The 20,181-nt window shown below is 64.7% G+C and carries 17 protein-coding genes; 11 read left to right on the top strand and 6 right to left on the bottom strand.

The window, feature by feature from the left end; genetic code table 11:
• Positions 1–229: 229 nt before the first annotated feature.
• Positions 230–1,642 carry a Spy/CpxP family protein refolding chaperone gene (locus ACVIYL_RS20835; RefSeq protein ID WP_253607574.1) on the bottom strand — a complete coding sequence of 471 codons (1,413 nt, stop codon included), beginning with the start codon at positions 1,640–1,642 and terminating at the stop codon, positions 230–232.
• 136 nt (positions 1,643–1,778) lie between these two features.
• Positions 1,779–3,203 (bottom strand): FAD-binding oxidoreductase, encoded by a 1,425-nt coding sequence (locus tag ACVIYL_RS20830; RefSeq protein WP_310880664.1) that lies wholly within the window; start codon positions 3,201–3,203, stop codon positions 1,779–1,781.
• Between the two features lie 160 nt (positions 3,204–3,363).
• Here ACVIYL_RS20830 and ACVIYL_RS20825 point away from each other — a divergent pair, with 160 nt between their 5' ends.
• The gene (locus tag ACVIYL_RS20825; RefSeq protein ID WP_253609925.1) at positions 3,364–3,852 is read left to right on the top strand and encodes a thioesterase family protein; all 489 of its coding nucleotides are present in this window, start codon (positions 3,364–3,366) and stop codon (positions 3,850–3,852) included.
• Positions 3,853–3,894: 42 nt separating this feature from the next.
• On the opposite strand, the gene ACVIYL_RS20820 is transcribed toward ACVIYL_RS20825, so the two are convergent.
• On the bottom strand, positions 3,895–4,068 hold the full coding sequence (locus ACVIYL_RS20820; protein ID WP_016846258.1) for a DUF1328 domain-containing protein: 174 nt from the start codon (positions 4,066–4,068) through the stop codon (positions 3,895–3,897).
• A 292-nt stretch (positions 4,069–4,360) separates the two neighbouring features.
• Between ACVIYL_RS20820 and ACVIYL_RS20815 the strand changes: the two genes are divergently transcribed.
• The 6 genes from ACVIYL_RS20815 (at position 4,361) to ACVIYL_RS20790 (ending at position 11,828) form a co-directional block, all read left to right on the top strand.
• On the top strand, positions 4,361–6,952 hold the full coding sequence (locus ACVIYL_RS20815) for an ATP-dependent helicase (protein WP_253607572.1): 2,592 nt from the start codon (positions 4,361–4,363) through the stop codon (positions 6,950–6,952).
• A 90-nt stretch (positions 6,953–7,042) separates the two neighbouring features.
• The gene (locus ACVIYL_RS20810; RefSeq protein WP_057015016.1) at positions 7,043–7,456 is read left to right on the top strand and encodes a hypothetical protein; all 414 of its coding nucleotides are present in this window, start codon (positions 7,043–7,045) and stop codon (positions 7,454–7,456) included.
• The gene (locus ACVIYL_RS20805) at positions 7,453–8,145 is read left to right on the top strand and encodes an OmpA family protein (protein WP_076824165.1); all 693 of its coding nucleotides are present in this window, start codon (positions 7,453–7,455) and stop codon (positions 8,143–8,145) included. The genes ACVIYL_RS20810 and ACVIYL_RS20805 overlap by 4 nt, the downstream gene beginning before the upstream one ends.
• A 258-nt stretch (positions 8,146–8,403) precedes the next feature.
• Positions 8,404–9,720 (top strand): ISNCY family transposase, encoded by a 1,317-nt coding sequence (locus ACVIYL_RS20800; RefSeq protein WP_456777614.1) that lies wholly within the window; start codon positions 8,404–8,406, stop codon positions 9,718–9,720.
• A gap of 426 nt (positions 9,721–10,146) precedes the next feature.
• Positions 10,147–11,070: an ABC transporter ATP-binding protein gene (locus ACVIYL_RS20795; RefSeq protein WP_225643686.1), complete on the top strand. Its 924-nt coding sequence runs from the start codon at positions 10,147–10,149 to the stop codon at positions 11,068–11,070.
• A complete protein-coding gene (locus ACVIYL_RS20790) occupies positions 11,067–11,828 on the top strand; it encodes an ABC transporter permease (RefSeq protein ID WP_028342160.1) in 762 nt (253 codons plus the stop codon). Before ACVIYL_RS20795 ends, ACVIYL_RS20790 begins: the two co-directional genes overlap by 4 nt.
• A gap of 230 nt (positions 11,829–12,058) precedes the next feature.
• Here the strand turns inward: ACVIYL_RS20790 and ACVIYL_RS20785 are convergent, their stop codons facing one another.
• Positions 12,059–12,388, bottom strand: coding sequence for a hypothetical protein (locus ACVIYL_RS20785; RefSeq protein ID WP_018273009.1), 330 nt, complete (start codon positions 12,386–12,388; stop codon positions 12,059–12,061).
• Between the two features lie 300 nt (positions 12,389–12,688).
• On the opposite strand from ACVIYL_RS20785, the gene ACVIYL_RS20780 reads away from it, so the two are divergent.
• Both ACVIYL_RS20780 and ACVIYL_RS20775 read left to right on the top strand, forming a co-directional pair.
• Positions 12,689–13,483 (top strand): L,D-transpeptidase, encoded by a 795-nt coding sequence (locus tag ACVIYL_RS20780; protein ID WP_076824155.1) that lies wholly within the window; start codon positions 12,689–12,691, stop codon positions 13,481–13,483.
• 309 nt (positions 13,484–13,792) lie between these two features.
• Entirely contained in the window at positions 13,793–14,641 is an 849-nt protein-coding gene (locus tag ACVIYL_RS20775; RefSeq protein ID WP_253607571.1) for an alpha/beta fold hydrolase, read from the top strand.
• Positions 14,642–14,740: 99 nt separating this feature from the next.
• On the opposite strand, the gene ACVIYL_RS20770 is transcribed toward ACVIYL_RS20775, so the two are convergent.
• The gene (locus tag ACVIYL_RS20770) at positions 14,741–15,298 is read right to left on the bottom strand and encodes a DUF308 domain-containing protein (protein WP_310880667.1); all 558 of its coding nucleotides are present in this window, start codon (positions 15,296–15,298) and stop codon (positions 14,741–14,743) included.
• 134 nt (positions 15,299–15,432) lie between these two features.
• Here ACVIYL_RS20770 and ACVIYL_RS20765 point away from each other — a divergent pair, with 134 nt between their 5' ends.
• Complete coding sequence (locus ACVIYL_RS20765; RefSeq protein WP_253607569.1) at positions 15,433–16,020, top strand: TetR/AcrR family transcriptional regulator; 588 nt, start codon at positions 15,433–15,435, stop codon at positions 16,018–16,020.
• A 46-nt stretch (positions 16,021–16,066) separates the two neighbouring features.
• On the opposite strand, the gene ACVIYL_RS20760 is transcribed toward ACVIYL_RS20765, so the two are convergent.
• Complete coding sequence (locus ACVIYL_RS20760; protein ID WP_310880668.1) at positions 16,067–18,331, bottom strand: spermidine synthase; 2,265 nt, start codon at positions 18,329–18,331, stop codon at positions 16,067–16,069.
• A gap of 177 nt (positions 18,332–18,508) precedes the next feature.
• Between ACVIYL_RS20760 and ACVIYL_RS20755 the strand changes: the two genes are divergently transcribed.
• Positions 18,509–20,110, top strand: coding sequence for a phytoene desaturase family protein (locus ACVIYL_RS20755; protein WP_310880669.1), 1,602 nt, complete (start codon positions 18,509–18,511; stop codon positions 20,108–20,110).
• The last annotated feature ends 71 nt before the right edge of the window (positions 20,111–20,181 follow it).

Genomic DNA, 20,181 nt, shown 5'->3' with positions numbered 1-20,181 from the left:
CCTTGAATGCACGGCAAACATAGCTGGCCTTGGCGCAACCTGTGAACCGCAGAGTCGACTCGGTGCCGAGCAAGAGGTGCACACTATGGCCCGGCGGCCACACCCGCGGCCGATCCGCGCGCGAATTGATGTCGAACTCATGGAATAAAGCCCGTTTCGGTTCTGATTGCGTCAGAGCCGAGGCTGCGGGGTTTTCGCTTGCCGCGTTTTCACGCGAACCGACGAGGCTCTAAGCCGATCGTTTCGGCCCGATCGCCTCGAACTGCGCCTTTTGCTCATCGCTGAGCGTGGCGTAGAAATTCTCAAGCGCGGCGCGGACGTCCTTGACCGACTGCAGCATAACGTCGAGCCGCCTGGCAACGAAGGCAAGGCGTGCGGGCGGGGTCATCGCCTCGTTGGTCTGGCACGCGGCCTTCAGCTTCCGCGCGGCGTCGGCGCTGGCATCCTGCAGCGCCTGAAGCGCACCGCGCTGGGCGTCGCTGAGCTGCAGCCGCGCCTCGATCTCGCCGGTCGGCCATTCCTGCATCGCCGGTTGCGCAGCGCCGCAGCTCTGGGCGACCGTCGCGTTCGGATCGCGCGCCGCGGCTTCCTTGCGCTGGTTCTCGGCGAGCGCGTTGAGCCGCGCTTTCTGCTCGTCATCGAGCAGGCCGTAGAATTTGTCCAGCGGAGGCTTCACGATTCCGACCGCGGTGACCATCGCTTCGATCCGCTGCTGCATGGCGGCGAGGCGGTTCGGCGCCGTCAACACCACCTGCGCAGGACATGCTGCGCGAATGACCTGGGCAGCCGCGAGCGACGCGTTGCCGAGTTCGCCGAGCGCCGCCGATTGCGCTTCGGTCGGCTGCACCGTATCCGCGATCTGATCCACCGGCAGGCCGGCGACCGAACGGCTGTCATTGCCGCACATTTGCTCGATGCGCCCGCCGCCGCGGTAACGGCGGCCCGTCCGGCGCTCCGGCAGATAGCCCCTGAGATCGTCATACCCATAAGGCCCGAAGATGCCGGCATAGATATCCGGATAGCCGTAGCCCCAGAATCCGATGTCGTCGCCCCAGATCGCGTAGTCGTAGATGTCATTGTACGCGAACGGCCAGAACAGCGGACCGACCCAGCCATAGCCGCCGCCGGGATGCTGCCACCATCCGTTGGCCACCGCCCCGCCGTGCCAGCCGGCGAGCGCCGCGGCCGCGGCGATCTGCGCGCGCGCCGCCGGGTTGCTCAACAGCCGGCCGTTGCGCAATGCGCCGTTGCGCAATGCGCCGTTGCGCGACAGCGAGTTGAACGTATTGCGCATATGGCCTGGTGCGATCGCGGCATTTCGCATCCGGCCGAAATTGCCGCCCCCGCGCGATGCGAAGGCGCCGTGGCCGGCAAAGCCTGATCGCGAGATCGCGTGCGAACGGCCGACCCCGCCATGATGGCCGCCGCCAAAATGCATGTGGCCGAAGCCATGCCCGCCACGTCCATGGCCACCGCCGTGCCCGTGGCCACCACCATGCCCATGGCCGCCACCATGCCCATGGCCGCCACCATGTCCTCCGCCATGGCCGCCGCCGTGTCCGCCGCCGCCTCGGGCGATCGCGTCACCCGACAGCGCCATCGCAAGCACCACGACCGCAATTCCGATTGCCCGTCCGATCACGGCGTCCTCCCTCCGCGCACCACACACGTCGCGGCAACACAGCACAGCACAAGAGAGACGCCGGGCGGGCGGAAAAGTTCCGCGTATAACACGCGCCGCGCGCGGGCTCGCGAACGCTGCGCGGCGTGACGACGCCTCAGGCGGCCGGGACGATCTTTCCGGGATTGAAGATGTTTTGCGGGTCGAGTGCCTGCTTCAGCGCCCGCATCGCGTCGAGCGCCTCCGGGCCGAGCTCGGCCTGCAAGTATTTCTGCTTGCCCTGGCCGATGCCGTGCTCGCCGGTGCAGGTGCCGTCCATGGCCTGGGCGCGCTCGACCAGGCGGTGCATGAACTCCTCGCCGCGCGCCATCTCGCCCTTGTCGTTGACGTCGCAGAGCAGCGAGCAGTGGAAATTGCCGTCGCCGACATGGCCGACGATCGGCGACAGCAGGTTGAGCCGCTGCAGATCCTCCTCGGTCTCGGTGACGCAGTCGGCGAGCCGCGAGATCGGCACGCAAACGTCGGTCGCAACCACGCCGATGCTGTCGCCGGGGCGCAGCGCCTTCACCGACCAGTAGGCGTCGTGCCGGGCCTGCCACAGCTTGGTGCGGTCTTCAGGCTTGGTGGTCCAGGTGAAGTCGCCGCCGCCGCATTCGGCGGCGATGTCGCGGAAATTCTTCGACTGCTCGGCGACCTCGACCTCGCTGCCGTGGAATTCCAGCAGCAGCAGCGGCGTCTCCGGCAGCGACAGCTTCGAATAGCTATTACAGGCTTTCACCTGCGCGGCATTGAGCAGCTCGATCCGGGCGACCGGAATGCCGGTCTGGATCGCAAGGATCGTGGCCTGGCAGGCGCCACGCACCGTGTCGAACGAACAGGCCGCCGCCGCGATGGTGTCGGGAATGCCGCGCAGGCGGATGGTCAGTTCGGAGATGATGCCGAGCGTGCCTTCGGCACCGACGAACAGATGCGTCAGGTCGTAACCGGCCGACGACTTCTTGGCGCGCGTGCCTGTCGTGATGATCTCGCCGTCGCCGCGCACCACCTTCAGCGCCAGCACGTTCTCGCGCATGGTGCCGTAGCGCACCGCGTTGGTGCCAGAGGCACGGGTCGAGGTCATGCCGCCGAGCGAGGCATCGGCGCCGGGATCGATCGGAAAGAACAGGCCCTGGTCGCGCAGATGCTCGTTGAGCGCCTTCCGCGTCACGCCGGGCTGGATCACGCAGTCGAGGTCCTCGGCATGCACCTCGAGCACCTTGTTCATGTCGCGCAGATCGATGCAGATGCCGCCCGCGGGCGCGTTGACCTGCCCCTCGAGCGAGGTTCCGGTGCCGAAGGCGATGACCGGCACGCGATTGGCGGCGCAGATCCGCACCACGTCCTGGATGTCGGCGGTTTCCTGCGCCATCACGACGGCGTCCGGCGGCTGGGTCGGCAGCCATGTGGTGGTATGGGCGTGCTGCTCGCGCACCGTCTGCGACGTGACGAGCCGGTTGCCGAACCGCGCCGCCAGCGCGTCGATCGCGCGCTTCAGGGCCTGCGGATCAGGTCGCGTCACATTGCCCGAAATCGTTGTCGCCACGTCAAATTTCCTCCCACCTTTAGCCGACCGTGGCAAAGCTTGTATAAGGGGTCAAGAGAGCCTGACTTGAAAAAGTGGACGCCGGAGTCACAGAAAAGCTCATGCTCGAACGCCAGCAAACCGGGGATGGATCATGACTTCAGCGACTGCCACGAGCGAGATGCCGCTTCCGCCGGCCCCGTTCAGATCCTCGGTGATGCAGATCGAGCCGCAATGGATCGACTACAACGGCCATCTCAACATGGCCTACTACAACGTGATGTTCGACCGCGCCATCGACGAGATGTGGCTGCAGCTCGGCATCGGGCCGGCCTACATGAAGGCGCGGCAGTGCTCGACCTTCACCGCCGAGTGCCACGTCCGCTATCTCAGGGAAATTCATCTCGGCGATCCCGTGCAAGTCCACGTCCACCTGCTCGGCGCCGACGAGAAGCGGCTGCACACGTTCGAGGAGCTGCGCCATGCCACCGAAGGCTGGCTCTCCGCGACCTCGGAAAACCTCACGCTGCACATCGACATGGAGGCGCGCAAGGTGGCGCCGTTTCCGCCCGATATCCGCGCCCGCGCTCGCGCGGTCGTCGACAGCTATGCGGGTGTACCACGTCCCGAGGGCATCGGCCGCAACGTGGCGATGCCCTCGGCGAAATAACTTGCCGTTTTCAAGCGAAGCGGCCGCCGGTTCGCGGCCTCGCTAGACCCTTGTGCGGCCGCGCACCAATCCGACCACCGCCGACACCAGAAACAGGATGACGGCGATGAAGAAGATCGCCTTGGCGATTTCGACGGAGGCGCCGGCGATGCCGCCAAAGCCCAAAATGCCCGCGATCAGGGCGATGACCAGGAACGTGACGACCCAGCTCAGCATGATCAAAACTCCGCTTCGTTTCCTTGCTGTTTCTCGGGCGCGGACCTTCGTCCGGCGCGCACCCGTTGAAACAATCCGGCCGGGAAACGCGGGTTCCTGAGCGTGAAACCGCGAAATTTTCGTTGATTTCCGGAACCAGCATTGATGGTGGGCTGCCGGCGAAAGCGTTCCTGTCGATCGCGATAAAACCTGTCAAAACGGCCGATCAGGCCCTATATGGCCTTCAATCCCTGTTAAGAAGGCTCCCCTTCACCATCCTGCGGTGTCATCGTGGGGCCGAGACGATTCGCCAATGACCGAGCCGAGCAAATTGCCCCATCACGGCGTTCCCGAGCACCAGCCGGCGGCTGGCGGCATCGCCGCGCGTGCGCGGGCGGCGGCCGGTCCGCAATATCTGAGCGGCCTCAATCCGGAGCAGCGCGAGGCGGTCGAGACGCTCGACGGCCCCGTGCTGGTGCTTGCCGGCGCCGGCACCGGCAAGACGCGCGTGCTGACCACGCGCATCGCGCATATCCTGAGCCAAGGCCGCGCGCGGCCGCACGAGATCCTGTCGGTGACCTTCACCAACAAGGCGGCGCGCGAGATGAAGCTGCGGCTCGGGCAGATGCTCGGCCAGGCGGTCGAGGGCATGCCGTGGCTCGGCACCTTCCACTCGATCGGCGGCCGCATCCTGCGCATCCATGCCGAGCTGGTGCAGCTGAAATCCAACTTCACGGTGCTCGACGTCGACGACCAGGTGCGGCTGTTGAAGCAATTGCTGCAGGCCGAGAACATCGACGACAAGCGCTGGCCAGCGCGGATGCTGGCCGGCCTGATCGATGGCTGGAAGAATCGCGGCCTGTCGCCATCGCAGGTGCCGGCGGGCGAAGCCGCCTCGTTCGGCAACGGCAAGGGCGGCAAGATCTACGCGACCTATCAGGAGCGGTTGAAGATCCTCAACGCGGCCGATTTCGGCGACCTGCTGCTCGAGAACATCAGGCTGTTCCGCGAAAATCCAGACGTGCTGCGGCAGTACCAGAGCCGCTTCAAGTTCATCCTGGTCGACGAATATCAGGACACCAACGTCGCGCAGTATCTGTGGCTGCGCCTGCTGTCGCAGGCGCCGTCGCGGCCGGAGCGACGCCTTGCCGACGTCATTCCGGGAGCAACCAACGCGCCAGTCATTCCGGGGCGCCTCGAAGAGGCGAACCCGGAATCCCGAAGCAATGAGGACTCAACTCAAGATTCCGGGTTCGCACCTGGCGGTGCGCCCCGGAATGACGAGGAAAACGTCACCACGCAACAACCCCTCAAGAACATCTGCTGCGTCGGCGACGACGACCAGTCGATCTATGGCTGGCGCGGCGCCGAGGTCGACAACATCCTGCGCTTCGAGCACGATTTCCCCGGCGCCAGGGTCATCCGCCTCGAGCGCAATTACCGCTCCACCGGCCACATTCTGGCCGCGGCCTCGCATCTGATCGCGCATAATGAAGGCCGGCTCGGCAAGACGCTGCGCACCGAGGATGTCGACGGTGAGAAGGTCACCGTCACCGGCTCCTGGGATTCGGAAGAGGAAGCGCGCGCGATCGGCGAGGAGCTCGAGGAACTGCAGCGCGCGGGCGAGAACCTCAACGACGTCGCCATCCTGGTGCGCGCCTCGTTCCAGATGCGCGAGTTCGAAGACCGCTTCGTCACGCTCGGCCTGCCCTACCGCGTGATCGGCGGCCCCCGATTCTATGAGCGCGCCGAAATCCGCGATGCGCTGGCCTATTTGCGCACCATCAATTCGCCGGCCGACGATCTCGCCTTCGAGCGCATCGTCAACGTGCCCAAGCGGGGGCTCGGCGACGCCACCGTGCAGCTGCTGCACGACCATGCCCGCAAGCGCCGCATTCCGCTGTTCGAGGCGGCGCGCGCCGTGGTCGAGACCGACGAGCTGAAGCCGAAGGCGCGCGGCTCCTTGCGCGATCTCGTCATGCAGTTCGACCGCTGGCGCGCCCAGCGCGAGGTCACCTCGCATACCGAGCTCGCCGAGATCGTGCTCGACGAGAGCGGCTACACCGAGATGTGGCAGAAGGACCGCTCGGCTGATGCCGCGGGCCGGCTGGAGAACCTCAAGGAGCTGGTGCGTTCGATGGAGGAATTCGAGAACCTGCAAGGGTTTCTCGAACATATCTCGCTGGTGATGGACCGCGACGGCGAGGCCGGCGACGAGGCGGTGTCGCTGATGACGCTGCATTCGGCCAAGGGCTTGGAATTCGACAACGTGTTCCTGCCGGGCTGGGAGGAAGGCCTGTTTCCGAGCCAGCGCACGCTGGACGAACAGGGCCGCGCCGGGCTCGAGGAGGAGCGCCGCCTCGCCCATGTCGGGCTGACCCGGGCGCGCCGCCGCGCCAAGATCTATTTCGCCACCAACCGCCGCATCCATGGCACCTGGTCGACCACGATCCCCTCGCGCTTCCTCGACGAGCTGCCGGCGCACAATGTCGAAATCACCGAATCCAAGGGCGGATCGGGCTGGGGCGGCAGCGGCGGCTATGGCGCCTCGCGCTTCGACAACCTCGAATCATTCGGCTCGAGCTATTCGACCCCGGGCTGGCAGCGCGCCCAGGCCAACCGCAACCGCGGCGGCGGGGGCCGTAGCGGCAGCGGCTTCGAGGAGCGGCAATCCTCCTTTTCCTCTGAAAGCTTCAATCGCACCAAGCGCGGCCCTGTCGTGATCGAGGGCGAGCTGGTGGCGAAGTCCACCGGCACAACGTCGGATTTTTCGCTGGACGACCGGGTATTTCACCAGAAATTCGGCTACGGCCATGTGGTGAAGATCGACGGCAACAAGCTGACCATCGCCTTCGAAAAGGCCGGCGAGAAGAAGGTGGTCGACAGCTTTGTGCAACGGGTGTGACATAGCGACCTTTCTTTGGCGACCTTCTTTGGCGGTCTTCTCTGTTGGTAGCCCTTGACCCCAGTTGATTTCATGGGTTGAGATGGATCCATGGTCCGGGGGAGGTTTTTCCTTTTTGTCATCGCGCTCACCGCGCCGTCGCTGGCGGTCGCGGAGACGATGAGCTTTGGCGATTCGGCAGCCCAGCTCGCCAAGGCCTGCGGCGCAGACATCACCGCGAACTGCCGCGGCGTCAATCTCGACTCCAACCGCCTCAAGGAATGCCTGTCGCGCAACCGCGACGTGATCTCGCCGCAGTGCAAGGAGAGCTACTTCTCCACCCTCGATGCGATCCAGAAGCGGATCGCGGCGCGCGTCACCGTTGCGAATGCCTGCACCCGCGAGATCGTCAAGGTCTGCGGCGGCTCGACCAAGGAGACCAGCAAGTCGGTGCCCTGCCTCGTCAGCGCCAAGGGCCTCAGCCGCAATTGCACCCAGGCGATCAATGACGCGGGGTATCAATGATGCGGCTGTCGAGGCGAGGCTTGCGCGATCCTGGCCTTTTGGCCCTGCTGGGCACGCTGGCTTTGCTGGCGATGTCGATTGCGCCAGCGCCGGCGCAGACCGCCATCACACGCGACGACGTCATCGCCAAGCTCAATCATTTTGAGACAGATGCCGAGGTCGATGTCCCTGCGCTGCGCCAGCAGGTGGCCGAACGATCGAAGTCGCGATCGAAGAACGAGCCACCGCCCTCGAAGCGGCCGCCGATCGCTCCCGACCTGACCAAGCTGCCGACGTTTAACGTCGACATCGCGTTCGACGTCGACACGCCGATCGTGCTGCCGGAGTCGTATCAGACGGTCGGGCGGATCGCCGATGCGCTGACGCACTCCTCGCTGCTGCCCTACACCTTCCTGATCGTCGGCCACATCGAATCGACCGGACGACGCGAGAACAATGTGCTGCTGAGCCAGCGGCGCGCCGACGCGATCCGCGACATCCTGGTCAACACCTTCAAGATCACCGCGAAGCGCCTGCAGTCGGTCGGGCTCGGCGAGGAGCAGTTGCTCGACCCGACCAAACCCAACGCGCCGGTCAACAACCAGGTGCAGATCATGCTGGTCGCGAAGGTCGCCGACAGCGCGCCGCCCGCGCACCCTGCCCCGACGGCCGCCGCCAAGAAGCCGGCGAAATCAGCCAAGAAGCACTGATTGGATTGAATATCGGGGCGTCGGAACTGCGTCCCCTCCCGCCCGTATACGATGTCCCCGGGGCGAGCGGCGCCTCCACGATTTCGGGATAATAGAAGATTACCGCTGATTTGCCCGACGGGTCAAGTTGCAATATGCGCCGTGTCAGTAGCTCGTGATCTGTCGCCTGTTTGTAGCTCGTGAAGTGTCGTGTTTTCGGTGCTCCGGAACAAAGGGGGCGCGATGGGCACGGCATCCATTCACGAGGGTGTACGACGGATGCGGTTTTCAGATTTGCTGGATCGGACGGAGGCGAAGGAACTGACGCAGGAGGCAGCATCGGAGGTTCTTGGGATCAGTGTTCGGACGTTTCAACGCTGGGCGGAGCGCTATGAGGCGGAGGGCGACGACGGGCTGGTCGACCGCCGGCTGGGGCGTCGTTCGCCACGGCGGGCGCCGGAGGAGGAACTGGAACGAATGCTTGCGCTGTACCGGGACAAGTACGCGGACTTCACGGTGAAGCACTTCCACGAGCAGATGCAAAAGCGGCATGATTATGTGCTGGGCTATACGGTGACGAAGCTGGCGCTGCACGCGGCAGGGCTGGTGCGGAAGGCTCCGAAGCGTTCGGCGCACCGCAAGAAGCGGCCGCGGCGGCCGCTTCGGGGCATGCTGCTGCACCAGGACGGATCGCGCCACGTTTGGATCGAAGGCCTGCCCGCGAGGGACCTGATCGTCACGATGGACGATGCGACGAGCGAGATCTACTCGATGGTGCTGGTCGAGGAAGAAGGAACGGCCTCGACCTTCCAGGCCTTGCGCGAAGTGATTGGCGAGCATGGCCTGTTCTGCGCGCTCTACACCGACCGCGGCAGCCATTATTTCCTGACCCCAAAAGCTGGCGAGAAGATCTCGAAGACGCAACAAACCCAGGTGGGACGGGCTTTGTCGCATCTTGGGATCGAGCATATCGCAGCCTATTCGCCGCAGGCGCGCGGGCGCTCCGAGCGGGTGTTCGGCACCTTGCAGGACCGGCTGCCGAAGGAGCTGCGGCTTGCCGGGATCACGACGGTTGAGGCTGCCAACGCGTGGCTGAAGGCGCATTACATCCCCGGGCACAACGCCGCGTTTGCGATCAAGCCCGAACAGGAAGGCTCGGCATTCGTGGCCGACCGGCATGAGGCCTGGCGCGAGGCGCTGTGCGTGATCGAGGAGCGAACCGTCGCCAACGACAATACCGTTGCATGGAACGGTCGGCGGCTGCAGCTGCCGGAGAGCCGGCTCAGACCTCACTTCGTCAAGGCTGTGGTGCGCCTACATGAGTATCCCGATGGCACCGTCAGCGTGTTCCTTGGACCGCATCGATTGGCGAGGTTTGCGCCTGACGGACAGCAGATCAGCCCCGACGCGCTTCAGCCTGGCGGCGTGCTCGGAACCGTCAAGGACAAGCCCTGGCGGGCGCGCAAGCGCGCGTCCTTGACCGCTCCTGCGCGCGCCGCCGTCGAGACAGCGCGGGTCGGGACGGAGAAACGGGCTTCAAGTCGAACAAAGAAACTCACCCACAGGGCTAAAACCGCCACAACAGCCGTGGCATGATCAATCAGGGAAAGCCGTCCCCGCCTTCCGGCTCCCCTGCAAATCAGAAACGAAGGCGACAGATCACGAGCTACAAAAACACGACATCTTCACCCGCTACGGACAGTTGCAATATGCGCCGCCGGCCGCCGGCTCCTTTGCATGGGGTTGTTTTCGATATTTTGGTAGTGCGCCCCTGAGGCGGCAGGCTATCAGCCTCGTTCGAGCCCGGCCTCGATACGTGGACACGTGAGTTGCAGAGGCCGCAAGCGCCGTATGCAATGGCCCTGCCCGCAAGCGGGAGCGGTGCACGCTGCAGAATAAATTTCTCCCTCGCCGACCGATTGCAGAACGGACCGTGCGTTCCTATCTGGGCTGAACCCGCATCACGCGCCTGCCCGGGCCCCAATCCGCGCGCGCCCCCTCCCTCACGCTCACCGACTCTCCATGTCGCCGATCATCTCCGTATCCAATCTTTCGAAAACCTATGGCTCCGGCTTCAAGGCGCTGAAGGGCATCAATCTCGACATCGTCAAAGGCGAGATCTTCGCGCTGCTCGGGCCGAACGGCGCCGGCAAGACCACGCTGATCAGCATCATCTGCGGCATCGCCAATCCGAGCGAGGGCCGCATCACGATCGGCGGGCACGACATCATCGCCGACTATCGCGCGGCGCGGTCGATGATCGGGCTGGTTCCGCAGGAACTGCACACCGACGCGTTCGAGTCGGTGTGGGCGACCGTCAGCTTCAGCCGCGGCCTGTTCGGCAAGCCGAAGAACCCCGCCCATATCGAGAAGGTGCTGCGCGACCTGTCGCTGTGGGACAAGAAGGACGACAAGATCATCACGCTGTCCGGGGGCATGAAGCGCCGCGTGATGATCGCCAAGGCGCTGTCGCACGAACCGCAGATCCTGTTCCTCGACGAGCCCACCGCCGGGGTCGACGTCGAATTGCGCAAGGGCATGTGGGAGGTGGTCCGCACGCTGCAGGCTTCCGGCGTCACCATCATCCTCACCACGCACTACATCGAGGAAGCCGAGGAGATGGCCGACCGCATCGGCGTCATCAACAAGGGCGAGATCATCCTGATCGAGGACAAGGCGACCTTGATGCAGAAGCTCGGCAAGAAGGAGCTGACGCTGCAATTGCAGAACAAGCTCGAGGCCATTCCCGATGTTCTGTCTGCCTACAATCTCGAATTGTCCGACGACGGCCGCACCGTGACCTATGACTACGATACCAAGGGCGATCGCACCGGCATCACCAGCCTGCTCAACGATCTGCGCAATGCCGGCATCCGCATCTCGGACCTCGATACCAGGCAGTCGTCGCTCGAGGATATCTTCGTCAGCCTCGTGAGGGCGCCATGAACTACCGCGCAATCCGGGCGATCTACCTGTTCGAAATGGCGCGCACCTGGCGCACGCTGCTGCAGAGCATCGTCTCGCCCGTGGTGTCGACCTCGCTGTATTTCGTGGTGTTCGGCGCCGCGATCGGCTCGCGCATCACCGAGGTCGAGGGCGTCAGCTACGGTACCTTCATCGTGCCGGGGCTCGTGATGCTGTCGGTGCTGACCCAGAGCATCTCCAACGCCTCGTTCGGCATCTACTTCCCGAAATTCGTCGGCACGATCTACGAGATCCTGTCGGCGCCGATCTCCTATTTCGAGATCGTTATCGGCTATGTCGGCGCTGCCGCCACCAAGTCGATCATCCTCGGCTTGATCATCCTGGCGACGGCCGGGCTTTTCGTCCCCTTGCATATCCAGCATCCGGTGTGGATGCTGACGTTCCTGGTGCTGACGGCGGTCACCTTCAGCCTATTCGGCTTCATCATCGGCATCTGGGCCGACGGCTTCGAGAAGCTGCAGATGATCCCGATGCTGGTGGTGACACCGCTGACCTTCCTCGGCGGCAGCTTCTATTCGGTGAACATGCTGCCGTCGGGCTGGCGCACCATCACCCTGCTCAATCCCGTGGTCTATTTGATCTCCGGCTTCCGCTGGAGCTTCTACGAGATCGCCGATGTCAGCGTGCCGCTGAGCCTCGGCATGACCGTGGGATTCCTCGTGGCCTGCATGGCCATCGTGGCGTGGATCTTCAGGACCGGCTACCGGCTGAAGAACTGACTTGCAAGCAAGTCATTCCGGGGCGCGCCTTAGCGCGAACCTCAGATGCGCAATTGCGCATCGGGGAATCTCGCGCCGTCACTTCGAGATTCCGGGTTCATGCTTCGCATGCCCCGGAATGACGCTCGCCCGTAGCCCGGATAGAGCGAAGCGCAATCCGGGACCTTATCGCCAAGCCTGCAGAACCCGGATTTCGCTTCGCTCCATCCGGGCTACAGGTTCTTCAACGATCAATAGCAGTGGAAATGACCGTGGCGGTAATAGCCGCGGCAGCGGTGGCCACGGCGGTAACCGCGATCCGGGATGCCGAACACGCCCTTGACCGCGCCCATGGCGCCACCGACACCGGCGCCGACGGCGCCGCCAACCACGCCGCCCACCGGGCCGGCGACCCGGTTGCCCTCATAGGCGCCCTCATGAGCGCCGCGGACGATGCCCTGGGCATGGCCTGCATGGGGGACTGCGACCAGCGTCAAAGCGAGGGCTGCGGCCGCAAGCAGGAGCCGCGCGGAGAGGCCGGCTGGGACGACGGCCGCGGTCTTCACCTTGGTGTTGTTCATCTGGATTCCTTGATGCGCGGCGCGAACGCGCCGCCGGGCGGGATTGTTAAACGCCCATGCGGCCAAATGGTTGCGTGTCGGAGACCAATCGGGCCGTGGTCGCGGCCTGCTCGCGAAAAAGTCAGCCCGCCGTGACAGGCAGGCCCGGCTTCGGCCTTGTTTGCGCCGCGCACGGGATTAACCATGGCAATTGATCACGGCCTTGGCCCGCCACTGGAACCAAGTTCGGATTCCGTGCATATTGATTGCCGGGGACGGAGAGCCGCGGCTTCGCGAGCAGGCCTGGAGGCCAAAGGTAAAATGCGTTCGTTCCTCATTGCGTTCACGTCCGTGATGCTCTTCACCGCCGGCGCCGCACAGGCCAAGGTCGATATCACCATCGACAAGGACAACCAGCAGATGACCGTCGCGGTCGACGGCGTCGCGCGCTATCACTGGCCGGTCTCGACCGGCATCCCGTCGCGCGAAACGCCGAACGGCAGCTTCCGCGCCTTCCGCATGGAAGAGGATCACTACTCCAAGGAATTCGACGACGCGCCGATGCCGCACTCGATCTTCTTCACCAAGATCGGGCACGCGATTCACGGCACCGACTCGGTCAGCCGCCTCGGCTCGCCGGCCTCGCATGGCTGCGTGCGGCTGTCGCGCGACAACGCAACCACGCTTTACTCGCTGGTCCAGAAGGAAGGCGTGCTCAACACCACCGTGACGCTGACCGGCTCGTCGCAGGTCGCGCTGGCGCGCAATCCGCGTGGGCGCAATGGCACCGCCGTCGCCCGCCGCGCGCCGCAGCAATATGACGAGCAGTACGGCACCGCCGCCGCCGGCGACCCGGTCGTGCTGACGCCGCAGCCGCGCGACTATCCGGCGCAGGCCCGCACCGATGACGGCTACATCTATCCGGCCGACGGCAGCTCGACCGATCGCCGCTATCCGGCACCACCGTCAAGCCGCCGCGTCTACGATGCGCAGGCCTATGGCCAGCAGCAGCAGTATTACGGCAATCAGGGCTACGCGCCGGCGCCGCAAGGCTACTACCAGCCGCGCCCCGCCTATCAGCCGCGCGGCTTCTACGGCAACACCTATCAGGATTAGAGCGTTTTCGAGCGAAGTAGGCGCCGGTTCGCGTGAAGAAAACGCGTCAAAAGAAATCTGCCGCACGCTCTTGATCCGTGACGGCGCCGCAGGCAGGGCGCCGTCAGTTCACGCTCCCCTCACCCGCTTGTGACCGTCGCAAAGGGCGTCCGTCAACGTGCGCCGCGGCCCGTCGTCATCTGATTGTAAAACTAGCCCGATATTCGGCGGCACAAGCGCCCGCTTGGCCCCTGGAGGCCGATTCACGCTGTATGCCCGATGAAATCAGGGCGAGAAGCGCGGGTCACGTAGGCAAGATCAGAGGTCGACATGAAACGGGGCATCATTGTCCTTTGCCTGTGCGTCGTGGCGATGGCCGCTTATTTCACGACGGACAGATGGGCCATCCGTCACACGACGCTGACGTTCCACGACGTTCTGCGCGACGACCGCGACGTCACGGTCGAGGTCGCGGTGCGCCGCGACCGGCAAGTGCAGGCGATGGCCGAGATGATCGAGCTGCCGGTCGCGATCCTGAGCCACGGCAACACCGTCAAGAACACCGAGTACTCGTTCCTCACCAATTTGTTCGCGTCGCGCGGATACCTCGTGATCAGCATTCAGCATGATCTCGACACCGACGCGCCGATGGTTACCAAGGTCGGCGAGGAATATGTAGGCCGCCGCATGCAGTACAATCGCGGCGTCTTCAACATCATGTATGCGATCGACGAGCTCAAGAAGGTCTATCCGAACGCAAACTATCGCCAGCTGACGTTGATCGGCCATTCCAACGGCGGCGACATCTCGATGTTCTTCGCCAAGCAGCATCCCGACCTGGTCAAGAAGGTCGTCACGCTGGACAATCTGCGCGTCCCCTTCATCACCGACGGCAAGATCAAGATCCTCTCGTTTCGCTCCAGGGATCCGGTGTTCAAGGCCGATCCGGGCGTCGTGCCGGACGACGAGACCTGTGCGAGACTCGGCATCAAGGTGGTCAGAACCGAATTCCAGCACAACGATCTCAGCGACCGCGGCCCGGACAGCGCGAAATCGTCGATCCAGGCCGGCGTGGAGCAATTCCTAGACGAGGATGCGGGCGAGAGCACGCCGACGATGCCGCTGCTCGCTGCCTCGACGCCCGCCTCCGCGGGTGCGGCGCCGCCAGAGAACAAATAGTCGCGTCGCGCTGAAGGCGAGCTGGCGCTCCTCCGGTGCTGCCGGACAGCTCTCCGTTCCGGTTGAACTGGAACGGAGCTCCAGCTTCTTGCTTTGACACTAGGCGCGCGCGTGGCGATAGCCGGTGGCAACGAGCCAGATTGCGGAAAGCAGGAAATAGAACGCGCCGAAGCCCGCATAGGGAGCGACGTCGAGAATGGTCGGCGCAACGGTGCCGATGGACTGGCTGATCATGTAGCCGCCGGCGAGTGCCGACTGTGCGCCACTCAGGATCATCGCCCATTGCGCACCATAATGACGCCAGCGCCTGACGCCGGTGTACAATTGCAGCACGCCCGCGAGGATCGCCCAAACCCCGAACACGGCCAGGACGGCATAGCTGCTGTGGCTGAGCGCCACGATCACGGCGAGCGTCGTGATCGCGCTGACCACGACATTCAGGGCCTGGGATGGGTTGGCTTTCAGGCCGCCATTGACCCGGGCATCAGCCAGATTGGCGATGCCGTCCCACGCCGGGTAGATCACGAACAGAACCCCGGCAGGGCCGGCTTGGCCGCTAAACAGAACGGCAGCGGCGACCCAGGCGACCGAGAAGATGGCGCGCCCGAGATAATAGGATCGCAGCCAGGTGGATTGGGTCGAAAGGTGGCTTTGCATTGACAGGCTCCTTGTTTATCGTCCTACTAGTAGGTAGACAACAATTCCGAGTCAATCTGGCGCTCGGACGCCCTGTGTGGAGAGGAAGGCCTTGATTTACCTTTGTAATTTACCTACTGGAAGGTAGGCATAACGTGAACGTGATGATTTCGACTTCTGAAAAAATTCTCGACGTCGCGCAGCCCCTCATCGTCGCGGGGGGCTACAACGGCTTCAGCTATGCCGACATTTCCGACGCCATCGGTATCCGGAAGGCGAGCATCCACCATCACTTCCCGACCAAGGCCGAGCTGGTCTCGGCGCTGGTGGATCGCTACCGGCAGCAGACCGCGCTGGGCCTGAAGTCGCTTCAGGAGCAATTCGCGAGCCCGACCGACCAACTGCAGGCTTACGTGAACTTCTGGCAGGCGTGCATCGGCGATGCCTCGCTGCCGTTCTGCGTCTGCGCGATGCTTGCCGGCGAGATGCCGATGCTGCCGGACGAGGTCGCATCGCGCGTCCGCGCCCATTTCCATCATCTTGCGGGATGGCTCACCTCGGTGCTGCAGGCCGGCGCGGAACAGCATCTGTTCCGGCTGGACCAGCGGCCGCACGAGGAGGCCCAGATGCTGATGGCATCGGTTCATGGGGCAATGCTCTCGGCGAGGGCTTTCGACGATCCCGGAATGTTTGCCGCGATCGTCAAGCCCCAGTTCGCCAGACTGCTGGTAGCCGATCGCTAGAGAATTATCGCGCGGAAGCCGCCGCGATTGGCTCGGCTTGCAGGTCCTACTGCTCGCCGTCGCGCAGTCGGCGGTACACTGCACCCAGCACGTTCGAATAGTCGTCGGTCCAGACCCGTTGCTTCTCGTCGGCTTCGGTCTCGGTCCAGACATCAGACGATGCGAGCTTGCCGACGTCTTCCTCCTCGCGCGCGGAGACCACGACCGAGGTCGAGAAGATGTACTCGTTGTCGCGGCCGGAATCCTCGCTGTAGACCCAGCTCTTCATGTCGTTGGCGTCGGCGATGCCGACCACGACGCTGGCAAGCTCGAGGTGGCGGTTGGAGACGTGCATCACGACGGCGCCCTGCGGCGCCAGCTTCTCCTTGTAGATCGCCATCGCCTCCTCGGTCGCGAGATGGATCGGGATCGCGTCCGACGAATAGGCGTCGACGATGATCAGATCGTAGGCGCCGTCCGGCTCCTTGGCGAAGGTCAGCCGCGCGTCGCCGATGACGGGCTTGAGGTTCGGCTCGCAGTTCTGGATGTAGGTGAAGTATTTCGGATCGCGCGCGGTATCGACCATCGACTGGTCGATCTCGAAGAAGCGCCAGTCCTCGCCGGGGGCCGACGCGCAGGTCAGCGTCCCCGAACCGAGCCCGATCACCGCCACCTTCAGCGGCGCGCCCTTACGCTCGCGGATCGCTGATATCGCCCGCCCGATGCCGCCGTCCTTGTGATAGTAGCTGATCGGTTCGGGCATTCCGGCGACCGGCGTGCCGTCATCGTTCTTGAACTTCTCGGCGCCATGGATCGTGGTGCCGTGCATCAGCACGTGATACTGCCCGTTCGGCGTCACCACGATCTTGTGCACGCCGAAGAAGCTGCGCACGGTTTCGACGCGGCCGTCGTCGGATGGATAGGCGCGCAGCACCACCAGCGCGACCACGACGGTGGCGAAGATCTTCCAGCGATTGGCGTTCAGCGCGAGCGCCAGCAGCGCCGAGAGCACGCCGACCGCGCCGATCACCCAGACCCGGTGCACGTCGAACCAGTTGAAGATGTCGCCGGCCGAATAGCTCGGCGCGATCAGCGCCACCGCCAGCACCGCGAGGAACGGCCAGTACCAGGCGCTCCAGCGCGGCAGCCGCTCCGCGCCGCCGGGCGGACGGCATAGCGCCGCAAGCGCCAGCAGGATCGGATATTCGGCGACCCACGAGAAAGTAAAGGGCGCAATAAGCCCCGCGAACAGGCCGCCGACCATGCCGCCGAACGACAGCGCGACGTAGAATCCGGTGAGATATTTCGCCGCCGGGCGGGTGCGCGCGAGCTCGCCGTGACAGGCCATCGCGATGATGAAGAAGCAGAGCTGATGGCCACCGAGCGTGAGCAGCAGGTTCTGCTCGCCGCCGACCGCAAGCAGGATCACGACGCCGGCAATCGCCAGCGGCTGCGCCAGCAGCATCCATTTGTGCGGCAATAGCGGCCGCGACTGGAACACCAGCACCCAGGTCAAGAGATACAGCGACAGCGGCAGCACCCACAGCAGGGGCGCGGCGGCGACGTCGGTCGAGATATGCGCCGTCACCGCGATCAAGAGGCCGGACGGCACCGCGGCGAGGAAGATCCAGCGCGCCCGCAGCGGCCAGGACGGCGCCGGCGCATTGGCGTCATCGACCTGCATGTCGAGCGCGGCGGCATTGGCCGGCGACCGCAACAGCAGCACGCCGCAACTTGCGATCAGAATAATCAGCAGACCATAACCACCGGTCCAGATCAGGTTCTGGGTGCGCAACGTAAACATCGGCTCGAGCAGCACCGGATAGGACAAGAGCGCGAGGAAGCTGCCGATGTTCGAGGATGCGTAGAGGAAATACGGATCGGGACCATTGGGATGTCCTGTGCGCACGAACCAGGCCTGCAGCAGCGGATTGTTGGCGGCGAGCGCGAAGAACGGCAGGCCGATCGAAACCGCGAACAGGCCGAGCAGCCAGATCGCATAGCCGGACGTCGGCGGCTCGCCCCAGCCGCTCCTGATCGCCAGCGGCAAGGTCAGCAACGCGACGACGAGCAGCACCAGATGCACCACGACCGGCGCAATACGGCCGTTCAGCTTCATCAAGAGATGCGCATAGGCGTAGCCGCCGAGCAGCAGCGACTGGAAGAACACCATCGCCACCGACCACACCGCCGGCGAGCCGCCGAGCCGCGGCAGCACCATCTTGGTGAACAGCGGCTGCACCGAGAACAGCAACAGGGCACTGACGAAGATCGCGGCGGTGTAGACAACCAGCACCAGCCGGTTGCGCGAGGCGGTCGGCTCAGACGTCATGAAAGCTCCGGCATGGACCCGGCGGGCGCCGGAGGCGGACAGTCCGGTGGCACCCCACCGGAGGATTTCAGTTGAGCATACGGCACTATCACGGACAAGAAACGGCGGTCACGCGGACTTGACGACGCGGCGCTGCGGCGCCACAGCAGGCTGTAATCACTGCTTCTTGAAGCGGACATGAACGAAACAGACGTCGTTATCATCGGTGCGGGGCACAACGGCCTCACCTGCGCGGCCTATCTCGCGATGGCCGGGCTGCGCGTGAAGGTCGTGGAACGCCGCAAGGTAGTCGGCGGCGCCGCGGTCACCGAAGAATTTTGTCCGGGCTTCCGCAACTCCGTCGCCGCCTACACGGTGAGCCTGCTCAATCCGCAGATCATCTCTGACCTGAAACTTGCCGATCACGGCCTCCGGATCGTCGAGCGGCGCGCGCAGAACTTCCTCCCCTCGCCCGACGGCAGCTATTTGCTGACGGGCGAAGGCCGGACCCGGGAGTCGGTCGAAAAGCTCAGCCAAAAGGACGCGGCCGCAATCGGCGTGTTCTCAGGGGAACTCGAAGCCATCGCAGACGTGCTGCGGCAATTCGTGCTGCGCGCGCCGCCGAACCTCGTCGAGGGCTTTGGCATCGGCGCGATCAGCGAGGCCTTCAACGCGCTCGGCACCGCCAACATCCTGCGCCGGCTGTCGCTGGAACAGCAGCGCAATCTGCTCGACCTGTTCACGCGATCGGCCGGCGAGATGCTCGACGAGCGCTTCGAGAACGACCTCGTCAAGGCGCTGTTCGGCTTCGATGCCATCGTCGGCAATTATGCCAGCCCCTACGCGGCCGGCTCGGCCTATGTGATGCTGCACCATGCGTTCGGCGAGGTGAACGGCAAGAAGGGCGTCTGGGGCCACGCGATCGGCGGCATGGGTGCGATCACCCAGGCAATGGCGCGTGCCGCGCGCGGCCATGGCGTCGAGATCGAAACCGATGCTGCCGTCCGCGAGGTGATCGTCGAGAAGGAGCGCGCCGTCGGCGTCGTCCTCGACAATGACAAGACCGTGCGCGCCAAATACGTCGTCTCGAACGTCAATCCGAAGCTGCTGTACACACGCCTGGTACCGGAAGGCGCATTGGCGCCCGAGTTTCGCGCGCGCATCTCCCGATGGCGGAACGGGTCCGGCACGTTCAGGATGAATGTGGCGCTAAATGCCCTGCCCTCGTTCACCGCGCTGCCCGGCCTAGGGGATCACCTTACGGCGGGGATCATCATCGCTCCGAGCCTCGGCTACATGGATCGCGCCTGGCACGATGCGCGCGAATTCGGCTGGAGCCGCGCGCCGGTCGTCGAGGTGCTGATCCCCTCGACGCTCGACGACAGCCTGAGCCCGCCGGGCCAGCATGTCGCGAGCCTGTTCTGCCAGCACGTCGCGCCGCAACTGCCCGACGGCAGATCGTGGGACGATCATCGCGAAGAGGTCGCCGATCTGATGATCGCAACCGTCGATCGCTACGCCCCCGGCTTCGCAGGCAGCGTGATCGGCCGCCAGGTCCTGTCGCCTCTCGACCTCGAGCGGCAATTCGGCCTGCTCGGCGGCGACATCTTTCACGGCGCGCTGACACTGAACCAGTTGTTCTCGGCGCGGCCGATGCTCGGCCATGCCGACTATCGCGGACCGCTGAAGGGCCTCTACCATTGCGGTTCCGGCGCCCATCCCGGCGGCGGCGTCACCGGCGCCCCCGGCCACAATGCCGCGCGGGCCATCCTGGCCGACCATCGCGCGCTGTTCTCGTAGACGACACACCGCGCGCCGCGGGACAAGCTGTGGACAGGCGTGTTGAGAAGCTGTGGGCCTGCGGTGGACGG

The sequence above is a fragment of the Bradyrhizobium sp. USDA 3315 genome (assembly GCF_054056795.1).
This window is presented reverse-complemented; position numbering and strand designations above follow the sequence as displayed.

Coding starts and splice junctions, on each gene's coding strand:
- ACVIYL_RS20825 (WP_253609925.1), top strand. CDS start 3,364: ATGCCGCTTCCGCCGGCCCCGTTCAGATCCTCGGTGATGCAGATCGAG.
- ACVIYL_RS20820 (WP_016846258.1), bottom strand. CDS start 4,068: ATGCTGAGCTGGGTCGTCACGTTCCTGGTCATCGCCCTGATCGCGGGC.
- ACVIYL_RS20815 (WP_253607572.1), top strand. CDS start 4,361: ATGACCGAGCCGAGCAAATTGCCCCATCACGGCGTTCCCGAGCACCAG.
- ACVIYL_RS20810 (WP_057015016.1), top strand. CDS start 7,043: ATGGTCCGGGGGAGGTTTTTCCTTTTTGTCATCGCGCTCACCGCGCCG.
- ACVIYL_RS20805 (WP_076824165.1), top strand. CDS start 7,453: ATGATGCGGCTGTCGAGGCGAGGCTTGCGCGATCCTGGCCTTTTGGCC.
- ACVIYL_RS20800 (WP_456777614.1), top strand. CDS start 8,404: ATGCGGTTTTCAGATTTGCTGGATCGGACGGAGGCGAAGGAACTGACG.
- ACVIYL_RS20795 (WP_225643686.1), top strand. CDS start 10,147: ATGTCGCCGATCATCTCCGTATCCAATCTTTCGAAAACCTATGGCTCC.
- ACVIYL_RS20790 (WP_028342160.1), top strand. CDS start 11,067: ATGAACTACCGCGCAATCCGGGCGATCTACCTGTTCGAAATGGCGCGC.
- ACVIYL_RS20785 (WP_018273009.1), bottom strand. CDS start 12,388: ATGAACAACACCAAGGTGAAGACCGCGGCCGTCGTCCCAGCCGGCCTC.
- ACVIYL_RS20780 (WP_076824155.1), top strand. CDS start 12,689: ATGCGTTCGTTCCTCATTGCGTTCACGTCCGTGATGCTCTTCACCGCC.
- ACVIYL_RS20775 (WP_253607571.1), top strand. CDS start 13,793: ATGAAACGGGGCATCATTGTCCTTTGCCTGTGCGTCGTGGCGATGGCC.
- ACVIYL_RS20770 (WP_310880667.1), bottom strand. CDS start 15,298: ATGCAAAGCCACCTTTCGACCCAATCCACCTGGCTGCGATCCTATTAT.
- ACVIYL_RS20760 (WP_310880668.1), bottom strand. CDS start 18,331: ATGACGTCTGAGCCGACCGCCTCGCGCAACCGGCTGGTGCTGGTTGTC.
- ACVIYL_RS20755 (WP_310880669.1), top strand. CDS start 18,509: ATGAACGAAACAGACGTCGTTATCATCGGTGCGGGGCACAACGGCCTC.